Annotated in this window: 18 protein-coding genes; 11 read left to right on the plus strand and 7 right to left on the minus strand. The window is 71.8% G+C overall.

The annotated features are described in order from the left end of the window. Positions 1 to 33: 33 nt before the first annotated feature. Positions 34 to 516 carry a MarR family winged helix-turn-helix transcriptional regulator gene (locus tag AOK23_RS14955; RefSeq protein ID WP_055713208.1) on the minus strand — a complete coding sequence of 161 codons (483 nt, stop codon included), beginning with the start codon at positions 514 to 516 and terminating at the stop codon, positions 34 to 36. A 213-nt stretch (positions 517 to 729) separates the two neighbouring features. On the opposite strand from AOK23_RS14955, the gene AOK23_RS14960 reads away from it, so the two are divergent. The 3 genes from AOK23_RS14960 to AOK23_RS14970 all read left to right on the plus strand — a co-directional run bounded on the left by AOK23_RS14960 (position 730) and on the right by AOK23_RS14970 (position 5,267). Then, entirely contained in the window at positions 730 to 2,094 is a 1,365-nt protein-coding gene (locus AOK23_RS14960) for a pyridoxal phosphate-dependent decarboxylase family protein (RefSeq protein WP_055713209.1), read from the plus strand. A 372-nt stretch (positions 2,095 to 2,466) separates the two neighbouring features. Continuing rightward, entirely contained in the window at positions 2,467 to 3,675 is a 1,209-nt protein-coding gene (locus tag AOK23_RS14965) for a serine hydrolase domain-containing protein (RefSeq protein WP_055713210.1), read from the plus strand. Further along, the gene (locus AOK23_RS14970; RefSeq protein ID WP_055713211.1) at positions 3,672 to 5,267 is read left to right on the plus strand and encodes an alpha/beta fold hydrolase; all 1,596 of its coding nucleotides are present in this window, start codon (positions 3,672 to 3,674) and stop codon (positions 5,265 to 5,267) included. The genes AOK23_RS14965 and AOK23_RS14970 overlap by 4 nt, the downstream gene beginning before the upstream one ends. 36 nt (positions 5,268 to 5,303) lie before the next feature. On the opposite strand, the gene AOK23_RS14975 is transcribed toward AOK23_RS14970, so the two are convergent. Next, on the minus strand, positions 5,304 to 5,726 hold the full coding sequence (locus AOK23_RS14975; RefSeq protein ID WP_055713212.1) for a secondary thiamine-phosphate synthase enzyme YjbQ: 423 nt from the start codon (positions 5,724 to 5,726) through the stop codon (positions 5,304 to 5,306). A 188-nt stretch (positions 5,727 to 5,914) separates the two neighbouring features. On the opposite strand from AOK23_RS14975, the gene AOK23_RS51890 reads away from it, so the two are divergent. The 5 genes from AOK23_RS51890 to AOK23_RS14995 all read left to right on the plus strand — a co-directional run bounded on the left by AOK23_RS51890 (position 5,915) and on the right by AOK23_RS14995 (position 10,323). After that, complete coding sequence (locus AOK23_RS51890; protein WP_317992269.1) at positions 5,915 to 5,998, plus strand: putative leader peptide; 84 nt, start codon at positions 5,915 to 5,917, stop codon at positions 5,996 to 5,998. Between the two features lie 213 nt (positions 5,999 to 6,211). Next, on the plus strand, positions 6,212 to 7,162 hold the full coding sequence (locus AOK23_RS14980; protein ID WP_055713213.1) for an ABC transporter permease: 951 nt from the start codon (positions 6,212 to 6,214) through the stop codon (positions 7,160 to 7,162). Continuing rightward, positions 7,135 to 7,989, plus strand: coding sequence for an ABC transporter ATP-binding protein (locus AOK23_RS14985; RefSeq protein ID WP_079049491.1), 855 nt, complete (start codon positions 7,135 to 7,137; stop codon positions 7,987 to 7,989). Before AOK23_RS14980 ends, AOK23_RS14985 begins: the two co-directional genes overlap by 28 nt. A gap of 98 nt (positions 7,990 to 8,087) precedes the next feature. After that, the gene (locus AOK23_RS14990) at positions 8,088 to 9,116 is read left to right on the plus strand and encodes an ABC transporter substrate-binding protein (protein WP_055713214.1); all 1,029 of its coding nucleotides are present in this window, start codon (positions 8,088 to 8,090) and stop codon (positions 9,114 to 9,116) included. A gap of 43 nt (positions 9,117 to 9,159) precedes the next feature. Beyond that, positions 9,160 to 10,323: an NAD(P)-binding domain-containing protein gene (locus tag AOK23_RS14995; protein ID WP_240496393.1), complete on the plus strand. Its 1,164-nt coding sequence runs from the start codon at positions 9,160 to 9,162 to the stop codon at positions 10,321 to 10,323. Between the two features lie 50 nt (positions 10,324 to 10,373). On the opposite strand, the gene mltG is transcribed toward AOK23_RS14995, so the two are convergent. Further along, the gene (mltG, locus tag AOK23_RS15000; RefSeq protein ID WP_055713215.1) at positions 10,374 to 11,261 is read right to left on the minus strand and encodes an endolytic transglycosylase MltG; all 888 of its coding nucleotides are present in this window, start codon (positions 11,259 to 11,261) and stop codon (positions 10,374 to 10,376) included. A gap of 43 nt (positions 11,262 to 11,304) precedes the next feature. Further along, positions 11,305 to 13,239, minus strand: a complete 1,935-nt coding sequence (locus AOK23_RS15005) for an ABC transporter ATP-binding protein (protein ID WP_240496394.1) — start codon at positions 13,237 to 13,239, stop codon at positions 11,305 to 11,307. 200 nt (positions 13,240 to 13,439) lie between these two features. Between AOK23_RS15005 and AOK23_RS15010 the strand changes: the two genes are divergently transcribed. Beyond that, on the plus strand, positions 13,440 to 13,895 hold the full coding sequence (locus AOK23_RS15010; RefSeq protein WP_055713216.1) for a MarR family winged helix-turn-helix transcriptional regulator: 456 nt from the start codon (positions 13,440 to 13,442) through the stop codon (positions 13,893 to 13,895). Between the two features lie 124 nt (positions 13,896 to 14,019). Here the strand turns inward: AOK23_RS15010 and AOK23_RS15015 are convergent, their stop codons facing one another. The 3 genes from AOK23_RS15015 to AOK23_RS15025 all read right to left on the minus strand — a co-directional run bounded on the left by AOK23_RS15015 (position 14,020) and on the right by AOK23_RS15025 (position 18,076). Next, a complete protein-coding gene (locus tag AOK23_RS15015) occupies positions 14,020 to 15,489 on the minus strand; it encodes a cation:dicarboxylate symporter family transporter (protein WP_055713217.1) in 1,470 nt (489 codons plus the stop codon). A gap of 144 nt (positions 15,490 to 15,633) precedes the next feature. Then, complete coding sequence (locus tag AOK23_RS15020; protein ID WP_055713218.1) at positions 15,634 to 17,271, minus strand: peptide-N4-asparagine amidase; 1,638 nt, start codon at positions 17,269 to 17,271, stop codon at positions 15,634 to 15,636. Between the two features lie 103 nt (positions 17,272 to 17,374). Further along, positions 17,375 to 18,076, minus strand: coding sequence for a L,D-transpeptidase family protein (locus AOK23_RS15025; RefSeq protein ID WP_206336203.1), 702 nt, complete (start codon positions 18,074 to 18,076; stop codon positions 17,375 to 17,377). 293 nt (positions 18,077 to 18,369) lie between these two features. Here AOK23_RS15025 and AOK23_RS15030 point away from each other — a divergent pair, with 293 nt between their 5' ends. Together AOK23_RS15030 and AOK23_RS15035 are read left to right on the plus strand one after the other, a co-directional pair. Beyond that, positions 18,370 to 20,226 (plus strand): ABC transporter transmembrane domain-containing protein, encoded by a 1,857-nt coding sequence (locus tag AOK23_RS15030; RefSeq protein WP_055713219.1) that lies wholly within the window; start codon positions 18,370 to 18,372, stop codon positions 20,224 to 20,226. Further along, complete coding sequence (locus AOK23_RS15035; protein WP_055713220.1) at positions 20,223 to 22,004, plus strand: ABC transporter ATP-binding protein; 1,782 nt, start codon at positions 20,223 to 20,225, stop codon at positions 22,002 to 22,004. The genes AOK23_RS15030 and AOK23_RS15035 overlap by 4 nt, the downstream gene beginning before the upstream one ends. The last annotated feature ends 121 nt before the right edge of the window (positions 22,005 to 22,125 follow it).

A 22,125-nucleotide genomic window follows, 5' to 3' on the forward strand; every position in this document is an offset into this window, starting at 1 on the left:
GGGTGTGGGCGGGGCCCTCGCGCTGTCGCGGGGTCAGTCGTCGCGCAGTGCCGTGTGGATCTCGCTCAGAGAGGTGGTCAGTCGCCGGTGGTCGGCGGGGGCCAGCGGCGCCACGAGGTACCGCTCGACGACCTGCCCGTGCGCCTCGGCGGCCCGGAGGAAGACGGTGCGGCCGTGCTCGGTCGCCTCGACCAGAACGCTCCGGCGGTCCTCGGGCGACGGCACCCGACGGACCAGGTCCGCCGTCTCCATGCGGTCGACGAGCCGGGTGATGCCGCTGCTGGTCAGGGTGAGGTCGTCGGCGAGCGCCCGCTGCGAGACCTCCTCGCCCGGCTGCCGACAGAGCCTGATGAGGACCTCGAACATGGTGTGGCTGATGCCGCACTCCCGCCTCAGGACGCTGTCGATCCGCTGTTCCATAAGGGTCGCGGCCTTGATCAGCAGCCCGAAGTCCTGGACGAGCCGGCTGTTGGCGGCGCGGGCCGTCTCGTCCGCCCGCTGGGTCTCGGCATCCATGGGTGCGCGTCCTCTCCCGGCCTTGCCCTCGCCTTGCTCTGGGCTTCTCGTGCCTTCTCCCGGCACCGAAACCCGGCGCCGCGCTTGCTCACCCCTGCACTTTACTGCCCGGTCACCTACCGACGTCTCAATTACTGAGCAATCAATTGCTGAGTAGTCAATGAAATCGTATCGTGGGCGCACCGCCGGGAGAGTCCGAGAAAGGGGACGTCCGTGGACCTGAAGCACTGGCTGGGCAGAGCCGACGACGCGATCCAGAAGTGGGCCGGCACCTTCGGCCCTTACGAGCCCCACCCGTCCCTGCACGTGGACGACGACACCTTCGGCGCCGTCTTCGACGAGTTCACCGTGCGGCTGAGGGACAACTATCCGTTCTTCCACCCGAGCTACGCGGGCCAGATGCTCAAGCCTCCGCACCCGGCCGCGGTGGTCGGCCACCTCACCGCCATGCTGATCAACCCGAACAACCACGCCTTGGACGGCGGCCCCGCCACCGCCGCGATGGAGCGGGAGGCCGTCGCCCGCCTCGCCGAGATGTTCGGCTTCGACACCCACCTCGGCCATCTCACCACCAGCGGCACCATCGCCAACCTGGAGGCCCTGTTCGTCGCCCGGGAACTCCACCCCGGCCGGGGCGTCGCCTACAGCTCCGAGGCCCACTACACACACGGCCGCATGTGCCACGTGCTCGGCATCGAGGGGCACCCGGTGCCCGCCGACGGGCAGGGCCGGATCGATCTCGACGCCCTGGAGGACGTGCTGCGCACCGGGGACGTGGGCACGGTCGTGCTCACCGCCGGCACCACCGGCCTCGGCGCCGTCGATCCGATCCACACCGCGCTCGCCCTGAGGGACCGCTACGGCGTCCGCATCCATGTCGACGCCGCGTACGGCGGCTTCTTCACCCTCCTCGCCGGCGCCGACGGCCCCGAGGGGCTCCCGGCCGAGCCCTGGCGGGCGATCGCCCAGTGCGACTCGGTGGTCGTCGACCCGCACAAGCACGGGCTCCAGCCGTACGGGTGCGGTGCCGTCCTCTTCCGCGACCCCGAGGTGGGGCGGTTCTATCTGCACGACTCGCCCTACACGTACTTCACCTCCGACGAGCTGCATCTCGGCGAGATCAGCCTGGAGTGCTCGCGCGCGGGTGCCTCCGCCGCCGCCCTGTGGCTGACCTTCCAGCTCCTGCCGCCCACGCCGGCGGGGCTCGGCAGGGTCCTCGCGGCCGGCCGCCGAGCCGCACTCCGCTGGGCCGACCTGATCGACGCGTCCGACGTCCTGGAGCTGTACCAGCGGCCCGAGCTGGACATCGTCGGCTACTTCCCCGCCGTGGAACCGGCGACGCTGACCGCCGTCGACGCCGCGTCCGCGCGCGTCCTGGCGGACGGCATGGCCCATCCCGATCCGGTGTTCCTGAGCACCCTCAAGGCCGGCCGCGCGGCCTTCGCCGCCCGCCACCCCGGCGTCGCCGCGGATGCCGACGGGGCACGCATCCTGCGCAGCGTCCTGATGAAGCCGGAGTCGGAGCAGCACGTCGAGCGCCTTCACGACCGGGTCGAGCAGCTCACCCGGTCACGCTGAGCGCCTCCTGCGAGGGGCGGGGCCGGCGACGGTGTCCGGCCCCGCCATGCAGCGTCCGGCCCCGCCATGCAGCACTCCACCGCCCAGCGCGCGCCGCGCCGCACTCCGGCGCGCAGCGCTGGGCCCGGCCCGCACTCGACCGCGCCGCGCCCCGTCGCGCCGCGTTCGGCCGCGAGGAGCGGCGACAGCCGCCGAACCCGCCCTCGCATGGGGCGTGCCCGGTGCCAGCGGCGAACGCTCCCGCCCATAGCAGCAGTTGGGCCACCCCGTCCAGGGGGCCCGCTCCAGGCCCGCCGCTCCGGCTGGCGTCAACGCCCAAGCACATGCCTGCCGGAGTGATCATGGGTCGGCCCGTGCCTACCGTGCTGTGGCATGCCAACCTTCTTATCCACCACGGCGACCGCCCGGCGCGTCGGTCTCGCGGCCCTGGTGTCGGCCGTCGTCCTGGCCACCGGCCCGACGGCGACCGCGCAGGCGCCCGACCCAGGCCTGACCGTCGACTGCGGCACACACGACCGGACCCGTCAGGCGCTGCGCGACCTCACCGACCACGACGGCATCGCCGGGGCCGCCGTCCTGGTGACCGACCCCACCGCCGACAAGCACTGCGCGCGCTGGACGGAGACCGCCGGAACGGCGGACCTGCGCACCGGACGCCCGATGAACGCCACCGACCGGCTGCGGGCCGGCAGCGTGACGAAGACGTTCACCGCGGCGGTCGTCCTGCAACTCGTCGCCGAACGCCGCCTCTCCCTGGACGCCCCCGCCGACCGCTACCTGCCCGGCGTGCTCCCGACGGACGGGCGCGACGGCCGCCCGATCACCGTACGGCAACTCCTGCGGCACACCAGCGGATTGCCCGACTATCTCGACGCCCCCGAATGGGCGCACCTCGAACGGCTGCGCTACCGCCACTTCGAGCCGCGTGACCTCGTCGCCCGCGCTCTCGAACTGCCGCGCCCCGAGAGCACCTGGCACTACGCCACCACCAACTACCTCGTCCTTGGAATGATCGTCCGCGAGGTCACCGGTCGGTCCGCCGAGGCGGAGATCACCCGACGCGTCATCGAGCCCCTCGGGCTGCGTGACACCCACTGGCCGGGGGACGACGTCCGCCTCCGAGGACCGCACTCCCGCAGCTACTTCGCCGACGGCGACGGCCGCCGCGTCGACGGCACCGACTGGAACATGACCTTCGGCGGAGTCGGTGGCGCCCTCGTCTCCTCACCGGGCGACCTGACACGGTTCGCCACCGCCCTGTTCGACGGCCGTCTGCTGCCCTCGTCCCAACTCGCGGAGATGCGGCGGACGGTGGAGGTCGACACCGACCGGCTCTGGCCGGGCGCCCGCTACGGACTGGGCCTGATCTCGACACCGCTGACCTGCGGCGGCCTGTGGTGGGGGCACGCGGGGACGGTGCCCGGCGGCCACCGGGCGCTGGTCGCCGTCGGGCCCGGCGGCCGGAGCGTCGCCGTCGCCCTGAACCAGGTTCCCGCCTCGCTCCGCGCCGAGTCCGACTTCCTGAACCTCGTCGACCAGTCCCTCTGCGAGGGCAGGCCCTCCGAAAGGACCTCCGCATGACCGACTTCCCCTCCCTCTCCTCCGCCCCGGCGACCGGCGGTCCGCGCCGACTCGTGTCGCGCGCCGCGGCGGGGGCCGCCCTCCTCCTGGTCGGGGCGCTCACCGTCTCCGTGTCGCCCGCCGCGGCGGAACCCGAGGATGCGCCCACCGACCCCCTCGCCCGCTACCACCGCCAGCACCTCGACTGGAAGAGCTGTGTGCTCGGGTCCGACGACGAGACCGGCAAGGAGCTCCAGAAGGCCGGCGCCCGGTGCGCCGACGTCACCGTCCCGTTGAACTACGCCGAGCCGAACGGCCGTACGATCACCGTCGCCATCTCACGGATCCGGGCCACCGACACTGACCGTCGGGTGGGCGCGCTGCTCCTCAACGGTGGCGGACCCGGCGGCCAGACGATCGGCGACCCGCCGTGGGTGCGCACCTCGATGAAACAGGTCGGCGAGCGCTACGACGTGGTGGGCGTAGACCCCCGATTCGTCGGCCGCAGCACACCGCTGGACTGCCACTGGCCCACCGGCTCCTTCATACGCGGCGCGGGGACGGACCGTTCGGGATTCGACCGCATGGTGACCCAGGCGAAGGACCTCGCCGAACGCTGCCGGACCACCCAGGGCGACGTCCTGCCGTACGCCACCACCCGGAACACCGCCCGCGACATGGACGTGGTCCGCGCGGCGCTCGGGGAACGCAAAATCTCGTACCTCGGCTACTCGTACGGCACCTACCTGGGCCAGGTGTACGCCACGATGTTCCCCGGCCGCACCGATCGCGTCGTCCTGGACGGCCTCGTCGCTCCCGATCGCTACAACCCGCGGCTGCTGCGCGGCACGGAGCGGGCCAACAGGCGCGCCCTGGAGGGCTGGGCCGACTGGGCGGCGGCACGCGACGCGGCCTACGGCCTGGGCCGGACCCGGGCCGCGGTCCTGGCGGTGGTCGACGGCGTCCAGGCGACGGCCGGACGCACCCCGCTGCTGATCGGCGACCACCGGGTGGACGAGCATGTGCTGCCCGTCGTCGTGTTCAGCGGCCTCTCCCAGGACAACGACGCCGCCTACGCCGATCTCGCGCAGGCCGTACGGGACATGCGGCGTGCCGCCGACGGCCATCCGGTCACCCCCTCACCGGGGTTCGCGGCCACGCTCGCCTTCCTGCTGGACGGATCGGCGTCCTCCTACGGCAGCGCCCAGACGGCGATCCTGTGCGGGGACGCGTCCGCGCCGCGCTCCCCCGAGGTGTACTGGCGTGACATCGAACGCGCCCGCGCGCAGGACCCGTTGTTCGGTCCCGTCACCCAGAACATCGGGCCGTGCGCCTTCTGGGACCCGCCGCGCGAGCGCCCGACAAAGGTCCGGGACGACCTGCCGGCCCTGCTGGTCAACGCGACCGGTGACCCGCGCACCGTCCACGCCAACGCGCTGACGGTGCGCCGCATGTGGCCCTCCTCCCGGCTGGTCACCCTCCGCGACGCGGACCAGCACGCCGTGTACGGCGTCTTCGGCAGCGCCTGCGTCGACACGACGGTCAACACCTACCTGGCCACCGGCCACCTGCCGTCCACCGACGTCACCTGCGACCGGCCCTCGGGCCGATAGGGGGACCGGCGGCCACGGCGACCAGGTGAGGGGGCTCTAGCCGAGGAAGCTCAGCCGGACCTGGCGGTCGGGGTTGTCCTTGTTGGTGTCGACGAGGCACACCGACTGCCAGGTCCCCAGTTGGAGGCTGCCGCCGACCACGGGGAGCGTGGCGTGCGGGGGGACGAACGCCGGGAGGACGTGGTCGCGGCCGTGGCCGGGGCTACCGTGGCGGTGCTGCCAGCGGTCGTCGGCGGGCAGCAGGGTATGGAGGGCGGCTAGGAGGTCGTCGTCGCTGCCGGCGCCCGTCTCGATGATCGCGATGCCGGCGGTGGCGTGCGGGACGAAGACATTGAGGAGACCGTCCCGGCCGGCGGCCGCCTCGCGGAGGAACGCCTCACAGTCGCGGGTGAGATCGACGACCCGCTCACGGGATCCGGAGGCGACGTTCAGGACTCGGGTGGTGAAGGCATCGGACATGGTTCCATCCTCGCGCACCCCGAGGTGGAGACACGGGAGCGACCACCCGCCGATCGGCACCGCCTCCCCTTCACCGGCCTCACCCGCTCCCGACACGGCCGCCTGTGAGACGGCCGCCGGTGAGACGGTAGGTCCACTCCGCGAGACGCCATTGACCGTACGCGGACGGGCTGACTACGTTCGACGGCATGTCGCGTTCAGCCCTGCTCACTTCGCGCGGTCACATCGACCTGCTGCGGGTGGCCTCCGCCGCCTGTTGTCGCGGCTGCTGACGCCTTCTCATCTCTCTTCCGCCTCCCTGGTCCGTGCGTCGCTCGCTGCCCGCACGTCTGACATCGGGCTCGCGTCCCCACTTTCCGCCCCGTCCACGGTGAACCCGTCCGCGGACCAGGTGAACTGACGTGCGCCGACCGATGCCTGACGCGGCGGCACTCCGCGTCCGCCCCATGTCCGCCGGCCGCTCTCCCCCTCCCCGTGGAGCCCTCATGAGCATCAGCCACGCCCCACCCGACTCATCTCCGCCGGATATTACGGATACCTCCGCATTTGCCGAGGACGACAGCGACGCCGCTTCCTCCCGCGGAGGCGCCGCCGGATCCCCCGCCGCCTCGGTCCCCGCCCCCGACGTCGCCCTCGACCTCGAGCCCATCCGGCCGAGTTCCTCCCGTCGCACCCGCGTACCCCGATGGCTGCGCCGCACGTCAGGGCCGCTGCTACTGCTTCTGCTCTGGCAGATCCTCAGCGCCACGGGGGCGCTCACGCCCGATGTGCTCGCCTCGCCGGGGCGGATCGCGCGGGTCGCGGGTGATCTGATCGCCGACGGGTCGCTGCCCTCCGCCATGGGTACGTCGTTGCGGCGGGTCGCGGCCGGGCTGGTGCTCGGCGCCGTCGTCGGCACCGGACTCGCCCTGCTCTCGGGGCTGTTCAGGGTCGGCGAGGACCTCGTGGACGCCAGTGTGCAGATGCTGCGGACGGTGCCGTTCGTGGGTCTCATCCCGCTGTTCATCATCTGGTTCGGCATCGGCGAGGCCCCGAAGGTCGCGATCATCACCCTCGGCGTGTCGTTCCCGCTCTATCTGAACGTGTACGCCGGCATCCGCGGCGTCGACTCCCAGCTTATCGAGGCCGGTGAGTCCCTCGGACTGTCGCGCTGGGGGCTCGTGCGGCACGTCGTGCTGCCAGGTGCGCTGCCCGGAGCCATGACCGGGCTGCGCTACTCCCTCGGCATCGCCTGGCTCGCTCTCGTCTTCGCCGAGCAGATCAACGCGGACGCCGGCATCGGCTTCCTGATGGTGCAGGCCCGGGACTTCCTGCGCACCGACGTGATCGTGGTCTGCCTGATCGTCTACGCCTTCCTCGGTCTGCTCGCCGACTTCATCGTCCGCTCCCTCGAAAGGCTGCTGCTGCAATGGCGACCGACGTTCACCGGCCGGTGACCCCGAAGACGGCCGACCCGGCCCTCGGCTCCCCCGCGCACCCGGCGCCCGTCCACCCCGCACCCACGCCTGCCTCCGCACCCCACATCCACACACCCGCCACCACTCCCGCCGCCGCGCCCCACGCCGTGCACGTCGAAGGGCTGACGCGTTCCTTCGACGGCCGCCCCGTCATCGACGACCTCCGACTCGACGTCCGGCCGGGCGAGTTCGTGGCGCTGCTCGGTCGCAGCGGCTGCGGCAAGTCGACCCTGCTGCGCATCCTCGCCGGGCTCGACCGTGACATCGAGGGCACCGTGCTGGTGCCGCGCCGCAAGGCCGTCGCGTTCCAGGCGCCGCGGCTGATGCCGTGGAAGAGGGTGTGGCGCAATGTCCTCCTAGGGCTGCCCGGCAAGCCCGAACGGGCCCTCGCCGAGCGGGCCCTCAAGGAGGTGGGCCTCGACCATCGCAGCGGTGCCTGGCCCAAGACGCTCTCCGGCGGCGAGGCGCAGCGTGCCTCCCTGGCACGGGCGTTGGTCCGCGAGCCGGATCTGCTGCTGCTCGACGAGCCGTTCGGTGCCCTCGACGCCCTCACGCGGATCAAGGCGCAGCGGCTGGTGGGTGAGTTGTGGCAGCGGCGGGGCTGCGCCGTGCTGCTCGTCACGCACGACGTCGAGGAGGCGGTCCTGCTCGCCGACCGAGTCCTCGTGATGGACGAGGGCGTCATCGCGTACGAGACGCGGATCGACCTGGAGCGGCCCCGCGACATCACCGACCCCCGCTTCGCCGAGGTTCGCGCCCGACTCCTCGAACGCCTGGGCGTCGACACGGCGGCCGAGGCAGCCTGACTCCCCGCACAGCGCACACGCCCCCACCGCCCCGGCACCCGACCCGCTCGCGCCGGGCCGCACATCCCCACCTCGTGAACCAACCGAACGGAATTCCCATGCGACGACGTCTCGTCCCCGCCCTGCTCCTCCCCCTGGCCCTGCTCCTCTCGGCCTGCGGCGGAAACTCCGCCGCCAGCACCTCGACCGGTGACGGCACCGACGGCAAGGGCTCGCTCACGCTGAACGTCGGTGACCAGAAGGGCGGTTCGGAGGCCATCCTGCGGGCCGCCGGGGAACTCGACGACCTCGACTACAAGATCAAGTGGTCCACCTTCACCTCGGGGCCGCCGCTCCTGGAGGCCGTCAACGCCAAGGCCGTCGACATCGGCGGCGTCGGCAACACCCCGCCCGTCTTCGCGGCGGGCGCCGACTCGAAGATCACGGTCGTGGCCGCATGGCACGGCACCTCCAAGGGTGACGCCGTCCTGGTGCCGAACGACTCGAAGCTGACGGACACCGAGCAGCTGAAGGGGAGGTCCGTGGCCGTGGCCCAGGGGTCGTCGGCCCACTACCAGCTCGTCGCCTCCCTGAAGCAGGCCGGCCTGTCGCTCGGCGACGTCGACGTCAAGTACCTTCAGCCGGCCGACGCGCTCGCCGCGTTCACCTCGGGCAAGGTCGACGCGTGGGCGGTGTGGGACCCGTACACCTCCCAGGTGCTCAAGGCGAAGCAGGGGCGGGTGCTGACCACCGGGGACGGCGTCACCAACGGGCTGACCTTCCAGGTGGCGGCGCCGGGCGCGCTGAAGGACAGGCGGAAGTCCGCCGCGATCAAGGACTACCTGGAGCGGCTGCGGCGCGCGTACCGGTGGGTGTACTCGCACGAGGAGGAGTGGGCGAAGGTCTGGGCGAAGGACACGGGCCTCCCGCAGGACGTGGCGCTGGCGGCGGTGAAGCGGACGTACGCCACCCGGGTGGCGGTCGCCGTGGACGAGCCGCTCATCGCCTCCGAGCAGGCGATCGCCGATGCCTTCACCCGGCTGGAGCTCATCCCCCGCGAGGTCGACTTCGGCGCCTTCACCGACCGGCGGTTCAACGGAGACCTCCCGCCGTCGACCACCGCGCCCCGCCCCTCGGAGGGATCCTGACCGGTCGGGGAAGATCCGGGGTCCGCGCCTAGTTAGTAGAAGCGTGAACAATATGCGCGAGGTCGAGGTAGTCGTCATAGGCGCGGGTCAGGCCGGACTGGCCGGCGCCTATCACCTGCGGCGCACCGGTTTCGCACCGGAGCGCGACTTCGTGGTGCTGGACCACTCCCCCGGGCCCGGCGGCGCCTGGCAGTTCCGCTGGCCCTCGCTCACCTACGGCAAGGTCCACGGGATGCACGCCCTGCCGGGCATGGAGCTTACGGGCGCCGATCCCGCGCGACCGTCCTCCGAAGTGATCAGGGAGTACTTCGAGACCTATGAGCGCACCTTCGACCTGCGGGTACGGCGTCCCGTGAACGTGCGCGCGGTGCGTGAGGGCGAGGGCGGCCGGCTGCTCGTGGAGACCTCGGACGGCACATGGTCGACGCGGGCGCTGATCAACGCCACCGGCACCTGGGACCGGCCGTTCTGGCCGCGCTACCCCGGCCAGGAGACGTTCCGGGGGCGTCAGCTGCACACCGCGCAGTACCCCGGCCCCGAGGAGTTCGCGGGGCAGCGGGTGATCGTGGTGGGCGGGGGCGCGTCCGGGACGCAGCACCTGCTGGAGCTCGCCCCCTATGCCGCGGCGACCACGTGGGTGACCCGGCGTCCGCCTGTCTTCCGCGAGGGTCCGTTCGACGAGGGCGCCGGGCGCGCCGCCGTCGCCCTCGTGGAGGAGCGGGTCCGCCAGGGCCTACCGCCGAAGAGCGTCGTGTCGGTGACCGGCCTGCCGCTGAACGACGCGATCCGGCAGGGCATCGCGGACGGCGTCCTGGACCGGCTGCCGATGTTCGACCGGATCACACCGGACGGCGTGGAGTGGGACGGCGGGCGCCGCGTCGACGCGGACGTCATCCTGTGGGCGACCGGGTTCCGCGCCGCCATCGACCACCTCGCCCCGCTGCGGCTGCGCGAACCTGGCGGCGGCATCCGCGTGGACGGCACCCGCGCGGCCGCCGCCCCCCGCGTCCACCTGGTGGGCTACGGCCCCTCGGCCAGCACCATCGGCGCCAACCGGGCGGGCCGTGCCGCGGTCCGGGACATCCGACGACTCCTGAGGGACGCACCGGCCGCCACCCGCACTGCGCCGCTCACCGGAACCGCGGACCTCGCCGCCCGACCCTCACCGGTCACCGCAGCGAGCGTCGCTCCGACCGCCGCGGCCTGAGTCCGGCGCGCACCCTCGTCGGCGCCCTCCCGCTCGCGCTGGCACTCGACTCAGCCGGACGTCGGGGAGGGGCTTCCGACGGCCGATCCCGTGGACGCCGACGACGGCTGCCTGCCGCGGCGCTGGTTGAACTCGGCGACATTGCGCAGGTGTTCCTCGTAGCTCGCCGTGAAGCGGGTGTCGCCCGGCTTGACCGTGACGAAGTACAGCCAGTCGCCCGGCGGCGGGTTGGTCGCCGCGCGCATCGCGTCCTCGCCCGGGTTGGCGATCGGCGTGGGCGGCAGCCCCATGCGCCGGTACGAGTTGTAGGGGCTGTCGATCTTCGTGTCGGCGACGCTCGTGTCCAACGTGGAGCGGTTCAGCGCGTAGTTGAGGGTGGAGTCCATCTGCAACGGCATCCCGCGCTCCAGCCGGTTGAACACCACGCGGGCCACCTTGCCCATGTCCGCCTTGGTCACGGCCTCGGCCTGCACGATGCTGGCGATCGTGACCGCCTGGTAGACGTTCATCGCGTTGCGCTGCGCCCCGGCCGTGACCTGCCCGCCGTTGAACTTCTTGTGCGCGGTCTCGACCATGAACGTCAGCAGCGACTCCGGCGTCGTCTTCTTCGCCAAGGGGTACGTCGCCGGGAAGAGGTAACCCTCCGGGTTGCCCTGGGCTTCCGCGGGGAGCGACAGCCGGGCCTTGGCCAGGGACTTCTTCGTGGATCCGGCGGGCAGACCGAGCGCCTTGTCGACGGCCTCGTAGACCTGTACGGCTCGCCGGCCCTCCGGGACCACCAGGGACGTGGGCCGCTCGGCCCCGCCTTCACCGCTGCCCACGCTCAGCAGCGGCACCGCCACGGCGGCGGCCGCCACGACCGCTCCGGTCGCGATGAGGGCGGCCCGGCCCCGGCGTGTCAGTCGAATCGTGCTCCGTGGCGGAGTGTTCATCTGCATGCGGGCACGGTATCCCGCATATCACCTCAAACCCGACATATCTTCATCTTGTCGACTCCATCGGCCGTAGCGGCGAAGCCTTTTGGTCCGGAGCGCCGAGGGGACCGGCGCCGGAGACGGATGCCGACTCCGTCTGCGAGGCGCGGGCGGGCTCCAGCTGGGCGTCACGGCGCACGAGGGCCGCGTAGCGCCCGTTCTGCTCCAGCAGCTCGTCGTGGGTGCCGCGTTCGACCGCGTGCCCGCCGTCGAGGACCACGATCTGGTCGGCGCCGCGGACGGTGGAGAGCCGGTGCGCGATGGTGATGGTGGTGCGGTTCGCGGAGAGCGCGTCGATCGCCTCCTGCACGGCGTGCTCGGTACGCGTGTCCAGGGCACTGGTCGCCTCGTCGAGGATGAGGACGGGCGGGTCGCGCAGGATGGTGCGGGCGATGGCGAGGCGCTGCTTCTCCCCGCCGGAGAACCGGTGGCCGCGCTCACCGACGACCGTGTCGTAACCGTCGGGCAGGGAGGTGATGTGGTCGTGGATCTGCGCCGCCCGCGCCGCCGCGTGGAGTTCCTCGTCGGTGGCGTCCGGCTTGGCGAAGCGCAGATTGTCCGCGACGGTGGCGTGGAAGAGGTACGTCTCCTGGGAGACGACGCCGACGGCGCGGGCCAGCGTGTCGAAGCTCAGGTCGCGGACGTCGACCCCGTCGATCAGGACGGCGCCGCCGGTCACGTCGTACAGCCTCGGCACCAGGCAGCCGAGCGTCGACTTGCCCGCCCCGGTGGGTCCGACGACCGCGAGGCTGCCGCCCGCCGGGACGGTGAGGTCGATGCCGGTGAGTATCGCCGCGGAGGCGCCCTTGCCGTCGTCGTAGCGGAACTCGACGTCGTCGAAGCGGACCTCGCCCTTCACCTGGTCGAGGCGGACCGGTTCGTCGGGTTCGGTGATGTCGATGGGCAGGTCGAGGTACTCGAAGATGCGCTGGAACAGGGCGAGCGAGGCCTGGATCTGGACGCCGGTGGACAACAGGCTCACGGTCGGCCGGAACAGGTTCTGCTGGAGCGAGACGAAGGCGACCAGCGTGCCGACCGAGACCGACGGACCGCCGAACTGGAAGGCGAGGCCGGCCGTCCAGTAGATGACGGCGGGCATCGCGGACATGACGATCGTGATGATCGCCATGCGCCAGCGCCCCGCCATGTTCGACCTGACCTCCAGGTCGACGAGCCCCTCGGACTCCTCGGCGAACGACCGGGTGAGCGAGTCGGAACGGCCCATCGTGCGACCGAGCAGGATGCCGCTGACGGAGAGCGACTCGGTGACGGTCGCGGCCATCGCGGCCATCTGCTTCTGCCGCTGGGTGGTGATCTTCTTGCGCTCGTCGCCGACCCGGCGGCTTATCCACACGAACAGCGGCAGCAGGAGCAGGGTGACCACGGTGAGCCGCCAGTCCAGGGCGACCATGGCGACGATCGTGGCGACCACGCTGGTGAGGTTGGAGACCAGGGAGGTGGCCGTGGAGGTGACGGTCGCCTGCATGCCGCCGATGTCGTTGGCGATGCGGGACTGCACCTCGCCGGTGCGGGTGCGGGTGAAGAAGGCGAGCGACATGCGCTGCAGGCGGCCGTAGACGGCGGTCCGCAGGTCGTGCATCACACGCTGGCCGACGGTCGTGGAGATCAGCGTCTGCAGCACGCCGAAGATGCTGGTGAGCACCGCACTGAGGATCATCCCGAGCGCGAGCAGGCTCAGCAGGCCGAGCCGACCCTCGGGGATCGCGGTGTCGAGGATCTCCTTGAGCAGGAAGGGGGTCGCCACGGAGGCGAGCGACGCGGCCCCGACCAGCAGGCCGACCACGGCGAGCCGGCCGCGGTAGGGGCGGAAGAGCTTCAGGATGCGGCGGACCTGCCGCGGCGCCGGAGCGTCGCCGGCTCCCTCGGCGCCTGCGGGCGCGGTGCGGGCGGGGGTCCAGGCGGGTTGGTCGTCGGGATGCATGGGCTCCTACGGGATGAGTCAGGGACCGGCACGGCCTCTTGTCAGCTCATAGCTTCGGTAGCACGTGCGGTATTCGATTCAGCCGGTCATGGATGCAGTGCGGTGCGGCGAGGTGGCTCCGGATCACACGGAGACGGCTTCGGAGCCTAGCTCATTGTTACCTATACTCACAATGAACATCATCCTGATATTGTTCCCGCATGACCGCCCCCGATGCCGACGGGCTGCTCGCCGAGCAGCTGCTGCGGCTGACCCGCCGCGTGCACCGCATCCAGAAGCACCATCTTCTGCGGAGCGGGCTGGACATCACCCCTGCCCAGTCCCGACTGCTGCGGACCCTCGCGCACTACGACGCGCCCCCGCGCATGGCCGATCTCGCCGAGCGCCTGGAAGTGGTGCCGCGCGCCGTGACGACCCTGGTCGACGGACTGGAGGCGAGCGGCCGGGTGCGCCGGGTGCCCGACCCCACCAACCGGCGGGTCATCCGCATCGAGGTCACGGACGAGGGCCGCAAGGTCCTGGAAGAGCTGCACCGCGCCCGCCGGTCCGCCGCAGAGGAGATCCTCTCACCCCTGTCGGACGGCCAGCGTGAGGTACTGGGCGGCCTCCTCGACACGCTGGTGGACGGGGCGCCGGGGGCGGAGCGGGCATGCTGAGCCCCGATGCACGGGCGCGGTGACACGGAGCGGCGCTCGACACCGACGATCGGGCCGGGCCGCCGCACACGGAAGGGCCCGACGCCGAAGTGCGGCGCCGGGCCCCTGTCGTCGGTGACGGCGATCAACTGGCCCCGGAGGCAGGCTCCTTGACCTCGCCGCCCGGCTGCGCGGGGACCGCCTTGACGGTGCTCACGGGAGCGGCCGAGGCGGGGTCGGCGGCCGGGGCGCCGACGGCGGCGGTCGAGGCTGCGGGCGCCGTGGGCGCGTCGTTCTCGTCCGCGGTCTCTTCCTCCACGAACTCGATCTCCCCGTCCAGCATCTTCTTCGCCCGCACGGTGTCCAGCGCGCCCTCCCACTTGGAGACGGCGAAGACAGCGACGCAGTTGCCGAGCAGGTTGGTGGCGACCCGCATCGAGTCCATGATCCGGTCGACACCCAGGAGCAGGGCGACGGCACCGGCGGGGATCGCCCCGAGCGAGGCCGCGGTGGCCGACAGGGCGAGGAAGGCCGAACCGGGGATGCCGGCCATGCCCTTGCTGGTCAGCATGAGGACGAGGACGACGGTGACCTGCTGGCCGAGACTGAGGTCCACCCCCACGGCCTGCGCGATGAACAGCGTGCCGACGGAGAGGTAGATGGACGCGCCGTCGAGGTTGAACGAGTACCCGGTGGGCAGCACCAGCCCCACCGCGTCGTCCCGCGCGCCCGCCTGCCGCAGCTTCTGCATCATGCGGGGCATGACGCTCTCACTGGAGGCCGTGCCCAGCGCGAGCAGCATCTCGGCACGGGTGTAGCGGACGAACTTCCACAGGCTCAGCCCGGTCATCAGCTTCAGCGCGACACCGAGCAGCACGAGGAAGACGGCGGCGACGGCGTAGCAGAGGATGATCAGCTTGGCGTAGGTCTTCATCACGCCGAGGCCGTACTCCCCCACGAGGTGGACCATCGCGCCGAACACGGCGAGCGGGGCCAGCCTCATGACGAAGCCGACGATCGCGAAGATGACCTCCTGGGCCTGCTCGATGGCGGGCAGGATCTTCGGCACCTTGGTGTGGCCGAGGTGCAGCAGCGCCGCACCGGTGAGGCAGGCGAGCACGAGCACCTGGAGCAGCGCGTTCTCGGCGAACGCGCCGATCGCGCTCTGCGGCAGCGCGTTCAGGATGAACTCGGCGGTCGTCGGCAGCTCGCCGCCCGCCGTCTTGGCGTCCACCGCCGATGTGTCGAGCTTCGAGGGGTCGACGTTCATGCCCACGCCGGGGCCGAAGACATTGGCGGCGATCAGACCGATGAGCAACGCGGCCGTGGACGCGACCTCGAACCAGATCAGCGCCTTGAGCCCGATCCGCCCGAAGGCCTTGAGGTTGCCGGCCTTGGCGATGCCGACGACGACCACGCAGAACACCAGCGGCGAGATGACGGTCTTGATGAGCCGGATGAAACCGTCGCCGAGCGGCTGGAAGGTCGTGGCCGTGTCCGGCCACAACCTCCCGACAACGATGCCGAGCACCAGCGCGACACCGACTTGGGCGAACAGTGAGGTACGCAGCATGCGTGCGACGCGTCGCGGCAGGGACGGTACGGACTGCGGCACGGGCACTCCTCCGAGGGGACTTTCTGGTATGCGGAAAAGCACTTCCGCGCTGATCACTATCGGGGAGTCGCCGCTCACGGGGAAGACCGTCGTGTTTCCGCGAGGTAAATCATCGAACAGACGTCACATCACACGCATTTGGTGTCAGCAGGCCCCTCGGTCCTCCGTCAGCACTCCCTGTACCGAGATCAGCGAACGGTCGTAGCAGCCGCCCGTTCCGTACAGGCGGTAACGCTCCCTGGTCGTGGCGACGGCATGCCGCTGGTCACGCGGTACGAACGCCGTGTACGTGGCGTCACCCGTGTAGGTGTCGTCGAGCCGGGACCACGCGGTGCGCCGACCGCCGTACGTCTCGGTGACCGTCGCCCGGTCGCCGAGCGTGAGCACCGTCCGCAGCCGGTCGCCCGCACCGAGCGTCGTCGTCCCGTCCATCGTGTACGACCGCTGCGCACGGGTGGTTCGGGCCGGACCGCGCCCGTCGACGGTGACCGTCTCGTCGTCGCTCCACCGCGCGTCGAGGGCGTCGGGGTTCTCGCCGTCCGACCAGGTGTGCACGGAGGTGTTGGCCAGGCTCCGGCGCACGGTGGTCGTCACCCTGCCGCGCGAGGTGTCGACATGCCCGGTGACCGTCAGCCGGTGGCTCCCCTCGGTGTCGAGCCGGTGCTCCGTGCCGGGCGTGTACGTGGACGAGTTGGCGAGGTCGCCGGCCCGCACCTTCGTCAGGGCACCGGTGACGTGTGCGCTCTTCTCGTCCTGCCAGACGAGCACGTTGACGGGGGTGCTCCAGCCGCTCTGTCCCTCGGGTACGCCGACGACGGAGACCTCGACCCGGTGCGGGCGCCCGTCGTTGAGGAGGCCGGCGAAGGGGGTGAGGTCATAGCGGATGGGCTGGATGTCGAAGGCCCGGGGGCCGGGGACCACGTACCAGAGGAAGGGGTTGGACCAGCCGCCGGTCCACACCGTCGGGAACGGCGCGGCGATCCCGGCCAGTTGGCCGTCGACCTTGATCTGCACCTCGCGGTACGGCCCGTCGTGCGCCTTGCAGGAGTACGGCGCCGTCTCGGGCACCGTCAGATACCAGTACTCCTCGCAGCCGCCGCCGGAGCCGGTGGCGTACACCTCGGCGACGACGCGTTCGCTGTTGCGCGGGGTGGTGAGGGTGTTGCCGTCCTGGAGGGTGAGGACGCGGTCGGGGACGGTCGCGGCGGCCTTCGCCGTGGGCCTGCCCGCGTAGAACGTCAGCGTCACCTTGACGTCGAGGACGCCGGTGTAGGTGTCGTCGACGACGTTGCCGATGAGCATCTCCACGGGCTGCGCCGCCCGCAGGGTGTCGCTGTAGCGGGTGACGTCCTTCTCGACGGACCACGCGATGCCGTCGGGCGAGGGCTGCGGGGTGGAGGTACGGAAGACCTCGACGCCGCCGATGTGGAGATGGCCGAGGCGGTCGTACTGGCGGCCCTTGACCTTGCCGTCGAGACGCAGCACGACCTTGCTCCAGCGCTTCCCGCACTCGGCCGGGGGCGCGTAGGTGCCCTTGTAGGGCGTGAAGTCCTTGAACTGTGCCTCGGCGACGGTCACTTCGCAGGACTTCGCGTTCGCGGGCCTGGTGACGGGCGGGGCGGCGGTGACGGGGTCGTGCCAGTCGCTGCCGAACTCGGCCGGGACGTCGACCGCGGTGGCGGACTGGGCGGGGGCGGCCGATCGGGCCGGGGCGGCTCCCAGGAGAGTGCTCACCAGGACGGTCGCCCCGGTGAGCATGGACATGATGATCCGGTTTCTCATGGGCGGAGTTCTACGGGCAGTCGACGCCGCGCACAATGACACCCCCGGCCACATGAGTGGCCGGAGACATCTCCCGGATCCCTGACCGGAGACCTGATGGATCTCAGGCCTTCAGCGCCGCCTTGTCCCCCATCACGATCACCGGGTGCGCGGCCGGATCGAGGGTGCGCAACAGGTACTCCATCCCCGACTTGCTCAGGCTGACGCAGGCCGACGTTCCGCTGCCGTGGTCCATGTGCAGCCAGATGCTGCCGCCCTTCGACTGACCCTCGGGGCGCGTGGGGTCGATCGGCGAGGTGCCCTTGACGCGGTTGTAGTCGATGGCGATGACGTAGTCGAAGTCGTTCCAGTGCGACTTCGCCCAGTAGTGCGGCGCCTGGAACGACGGCGACTGGCTGTACGGCAGCTTCGCCCCCGGATCGGCGAGGACACCGCCCGCGTCGCTGAGCGTGAACACCCCCACGGGGCTGCGCTTGTCACCCTCGTGATGGTCGGCCGTCCAACCCTTCTTGCCGTTGTGGCCCAGCCAGGTCCTGGCTTCCTTCCAGGCGGAACCGCTCTTCGTGTACAGGACGATCTTGGAGTCGGCGTCGTTCACGCCCTCTCCGTAGACGGCCACGACCTGACGGGAGTCGGCGGGGATCCGCTTCTGAAGGCGGTCGCCCACGTCGGGAATACGGGTCGGATCGGCCTTGCGCGCCTCGGAATGCCCCGCCCTGTCACCCGAGTCCGTGTCGCCCTTGCCCGTCCCGGCCGAACCGCCGCACGCCGCCAGCGACACCACCAGCACCCCGCAGACCACCATCGCCGCCCCGGCTCGCCTCACGCCCTCGACCCCGCTCGCACCGCCGACCGCCCCACACCTCGTACCGCCTATTCGCATGCGCTCCATCGTCGCACCGCACGCCGACTCTCTGCGTCCACCGCCCCCGCGCACCCGGCGTCACAAGGGCTGTCCAGGCCGAAACTTTGCCCGGCGACGGAAAACCGTTTGCCTCCGACCATGCGGTGACGCGAACCTTTCACGGCCGGTCGCCGGGCCCCGTCGCCCCTTTTGCACCCTTTCCCCCCTCCTCTGACACGACCCACAGGGACGTCATGCAGATTCAAGACCTTCCGTTCCAAGACCCCGGCGTGCCGGACGCACGCTCGGGTCCCCGATTCCTGTGGTGGCTGGGCCGCAACCAGCTCGGCGGACAGCTCAAGGCGCTGGCGTGGGGAGTGCTGCACTTCACCTCCGTGGCCGGACTGCCGTTCTGTGTCGGCGTCGCCATCGAGGCCGTGGTCGCCCGCTCCGGCACCCGACTGGCCCTCTCGGGCGCGCTGCTGGCGCTGTGCGGCTTCACCATCGCGCTCGGCGACACCTTCCTGCACCGCACCGCGGTCACCAACTGGATCACCGCCGCCGCCCGCGTCCAGCAGCTCCTGGCCCGCAAGACGGCGCAGCTCGGCTCCGCGCTGACCCGCCGGGTGGCGGCCGGCGAGGTCGTCGCCGTCTCCACCGGCGACGTCGAGAAGATCGGCTGGTTCGTCGAGGCCGTCTCCCGCTTCACCGCGGCGGCGCTCACCGTGGTGTTGGTCTGTGTCGCCCTGGTGGTCTACCAGCCCGCGCTCGGCATCGTCGTCGCCATCGGCGTGCCCGTGCTCGCACTCGCCGTGCTGCCGCTGCTGCCCCGCGCGACCCGGCGCGCCGACGAACAGCGCGAGAAGGCAGGACGCGCCACCGAACTGGCCTCGGACACCGTGGCGGGCCTGCGCGTGCTGCGCGGCATCGGCGGCGAGGACCTCTTCCTCGACCGCTACCGCCGCGCCTCCCAGGAGGTCCGCCACGCCGCCGTCCGCAGCGCGCGTATGTGGGCCCTGATCTCCGCCATCCAGGTCCTGCTGCCGGGGCTGCTGATGATCGCGGTCGTCTGGTACGGCGTGGGTCTCGCCCGCGACGGCCGGATCACCGTCGGCGAACTCGTCACCGTGTACAGCGCGGTGATGCTGCTGGGGTACCCCCTCAGGCACTTCGAGGAGATCGCGATGGCGTACTCCTTCTCCCGCCCCTCCGCCAAACGGGCCGCACGGGTGCTGTCCCTGGAGCGGGCCACCGCCACCGAGGGGTCACGCGAGGCCGCCGTGCCGTCCGGGGACCTGTACGATCCGGCGACCGGACTGCTCGCCCCCGCCGGACGTCTCACCGCCGTGGTGTGCGGCGACCCCGACGCCGCCGGGCGGCTCGCGGAACGGCTCGGCGGGCACGCCCCGGAGGAGGGCACGTCGGTATTCCTGGCCGGTGTCCCCCTCGACGAACTGCCGCTCGACTCCGCCCGCACGGCCGTCCTCGTCCAGGACAAGGACCCGGTGCTGCTCTCCGGCACCCTCCGCGAGCTGCTCGACGTACCCGCCTCCGGCGACGTCACCGCCGAGGAGGCGCTGGCCGCCGCCCAGTGCGGTGACGTCCTGGAGGCCCTGGCGCAGGGCTCGTTGGACGCCGAGGACCCACTGGACGCGCGCATCACCGAACGCGGCCGGTCCCTGTCCGGTGGCCAGCGCCAACGGCTGGCCCTGGCCCGCTCCCTGATCACGGACCCCGAGGTCCTGGTCCTGGACGAGCCGACCTCCGCCGTCGACTCCCACACCGAGGCGAGGATCGCGGACGGCATCCGGTCCCTCCGCGAGGGCCGCACGACGGTCGTCCTCACCTCCTCCCCGCTCCTCCTCGACCTCGCCGAACGCGTGGTCCTGGTGCACGAGGGCGAGGTCGCCGCGGTGGGCGTGCACCGCGAACTCGTGCGCAAGGAGCCGCGATACCGGGCCGTCGTCACCCGCGAGACGGACGAGGAGACCGCCGCGCACGCCCTGGGGAAGGACGGTGCCGCGCGGCGCGAGGACGCCGTGCCGAAGGACCGCAGGACCGCGCTCAGCGATGTGCTGGACGAACTGGAAGAAATCGAGGAGACCGCATGATCGGCGTGGCGCCACCGGCGTACGACCCGGCCGCCCCGACGACGGCGAACACCCTGCCCGTCGGCGCCCCCGCGACCGTCCGCGCCTACGTGGCCGAACTGTTCCGCCGCCACCGCCGGGCCTTCGCCCTGCTCATCGCCGTCAACACCATCGCCGTCGTGGCCTCGATGGCGGGCCCCTACCTGCTGGGCGAACTCGTCGAACGGGTCTCCGACGGGGCTCGCGAACTCCATCTGGAGCTGACCGCCGGAGTGTTCGTCGTCGCCCTCGTCGTCCAGGCGGTGTTCGTACGGGAGGTGCGGCTACGCGGGGCCATGCTGGGTGAGCGGATGCTGGCCGATCTGCGCGAGGACTTCCTCGTCCGGTCGGTCGGCCTGCCGCCGGGGGTCCTGGAGCGGGCCGGGACGGGTGACCTGCTGTCTCGGATCACCACCGACATCGACCGCCTCGCCAACGCGATGCGCGAGGCCGTGCCGCAGCTGGCGATCGGCGTGGTCTGGGTGGCCCTCCTCCTCGGCGGGCTCGCGGTGACGGCTCCGCCGCTGGCGCTCGCCGTCCTGCTGGCCCTGCCCCTGCTGGTGGCGGGCTGCCGCTGGTACTTCAAACGGGCGCCCTCCGCCTACCGCTCCGAGTCCGCCGGGTACGCGGCCGTCGCCGCCGTCCTCGCGGAGACCGTCGACGCCGGGCGCACCGTCGAGGCCCACCGCCTCGGCGCGCGCCGCATCGAGCTGTCCAACCAGCGCATCCGCGAGTGGACCGCCTGGGAGCGGTACACCCTGTGGCTGCGCTCGGTGCTCTTCCCGGTCATCAACTTCACCCACACCATGGTCCTCGGCGCGGTCCTGATCGTCGGCGGTGTGTTCGTGCTCCAGGGCTGGATCGGGCTGGGCCAGCTGACGACGGGCGCCCTGATCGCCCAGATGCTCGTCGAGCCGGTGAACCTCATCCTGCGCTGGTACGACGAGCTGCAGGTCGCCGAGGTGTCGCTGGCCCGGCTGGTCGGCGTCCGGGACATCGAACCGGGCGCGGGCGACCCGGACGTGGCCCCCGACGGACGCCATGTCCACGCCGAGCAGGTGCGCTTCGGGTACCGCGAGGGCGTCGACGTGCTGCGCAAGGTGTCGCTGGAGGTCGCGCCCGGCACCCGGCTGGCCCTCGTCGGCCCGTCCGGGGCGGGCAAGTCCACCCTGGGCAGGCTCCTCGCCGGCATCTACGCGCCCCGCGACGGTCGGATCACCCTCGGCGGTGCCGAACTGTCCCGGATGCCCGCCGAGGACATCCGCTCCCACGTGGCCCTCGTCAACCAGGAGCACCACGTCTTCGTCGGCTCCCTGCGCGACAACCTGCGGCTCGCCCGCACCCACGCCGAGGACGCCGAGTTGTGGGCGGCACTCGGCGCGGTCGACGCCGATTCCTGGGCGCGGGCGCTCGACGACGGCCTGGACACCGAGGTCGGCTCGGGCGGGTTCACACTCACCCCGGCGCAGGCCCAGCAGATCGCGCTGGCCCGGCTGGTCCTCGCCGACCCGCACACCCTGGTCCTGGACGAGGCGACCTCGCTCCTCGACCCGCGTGCGGCCCGGCATCTGGAACGCTCCCTCGCCCGTGTCCTCGACGGCCGCACCGTCGTCGCCATCGCCCACCGTCTGCACACCGCCCACGACGCCGACGTCATCGCCGTCGTCGAGAACGGCCGCATCAGCGAGCTGGGCAGCCATGACCAGCTCGTCGCGGCGGACGGCGCGTACGCGGCACTGTGGCGGTCCTGGCACGGCTGAGCCGGTTCCCGACCGGCTCAGGAGGCCGCCGTCTCCGAGCCGGTCCTCGCAGACAGGGCCGCCCGTCGGCCGGCCGCGCTCTGTCGGCTGTCGCGCACGCCCTGTCGTGGGCCGGCGGGTG

It is taken from the genome of Streptomyces torulosus (assembly GCF_001419765.1).
GTDB classification, from domain to species: domain Bacteria; phylum Actinomycetota; class Actinomycetes; order Streptomycetales; family Streptomycetaceae; genus Streptomyces; species Streptomyces torulosus.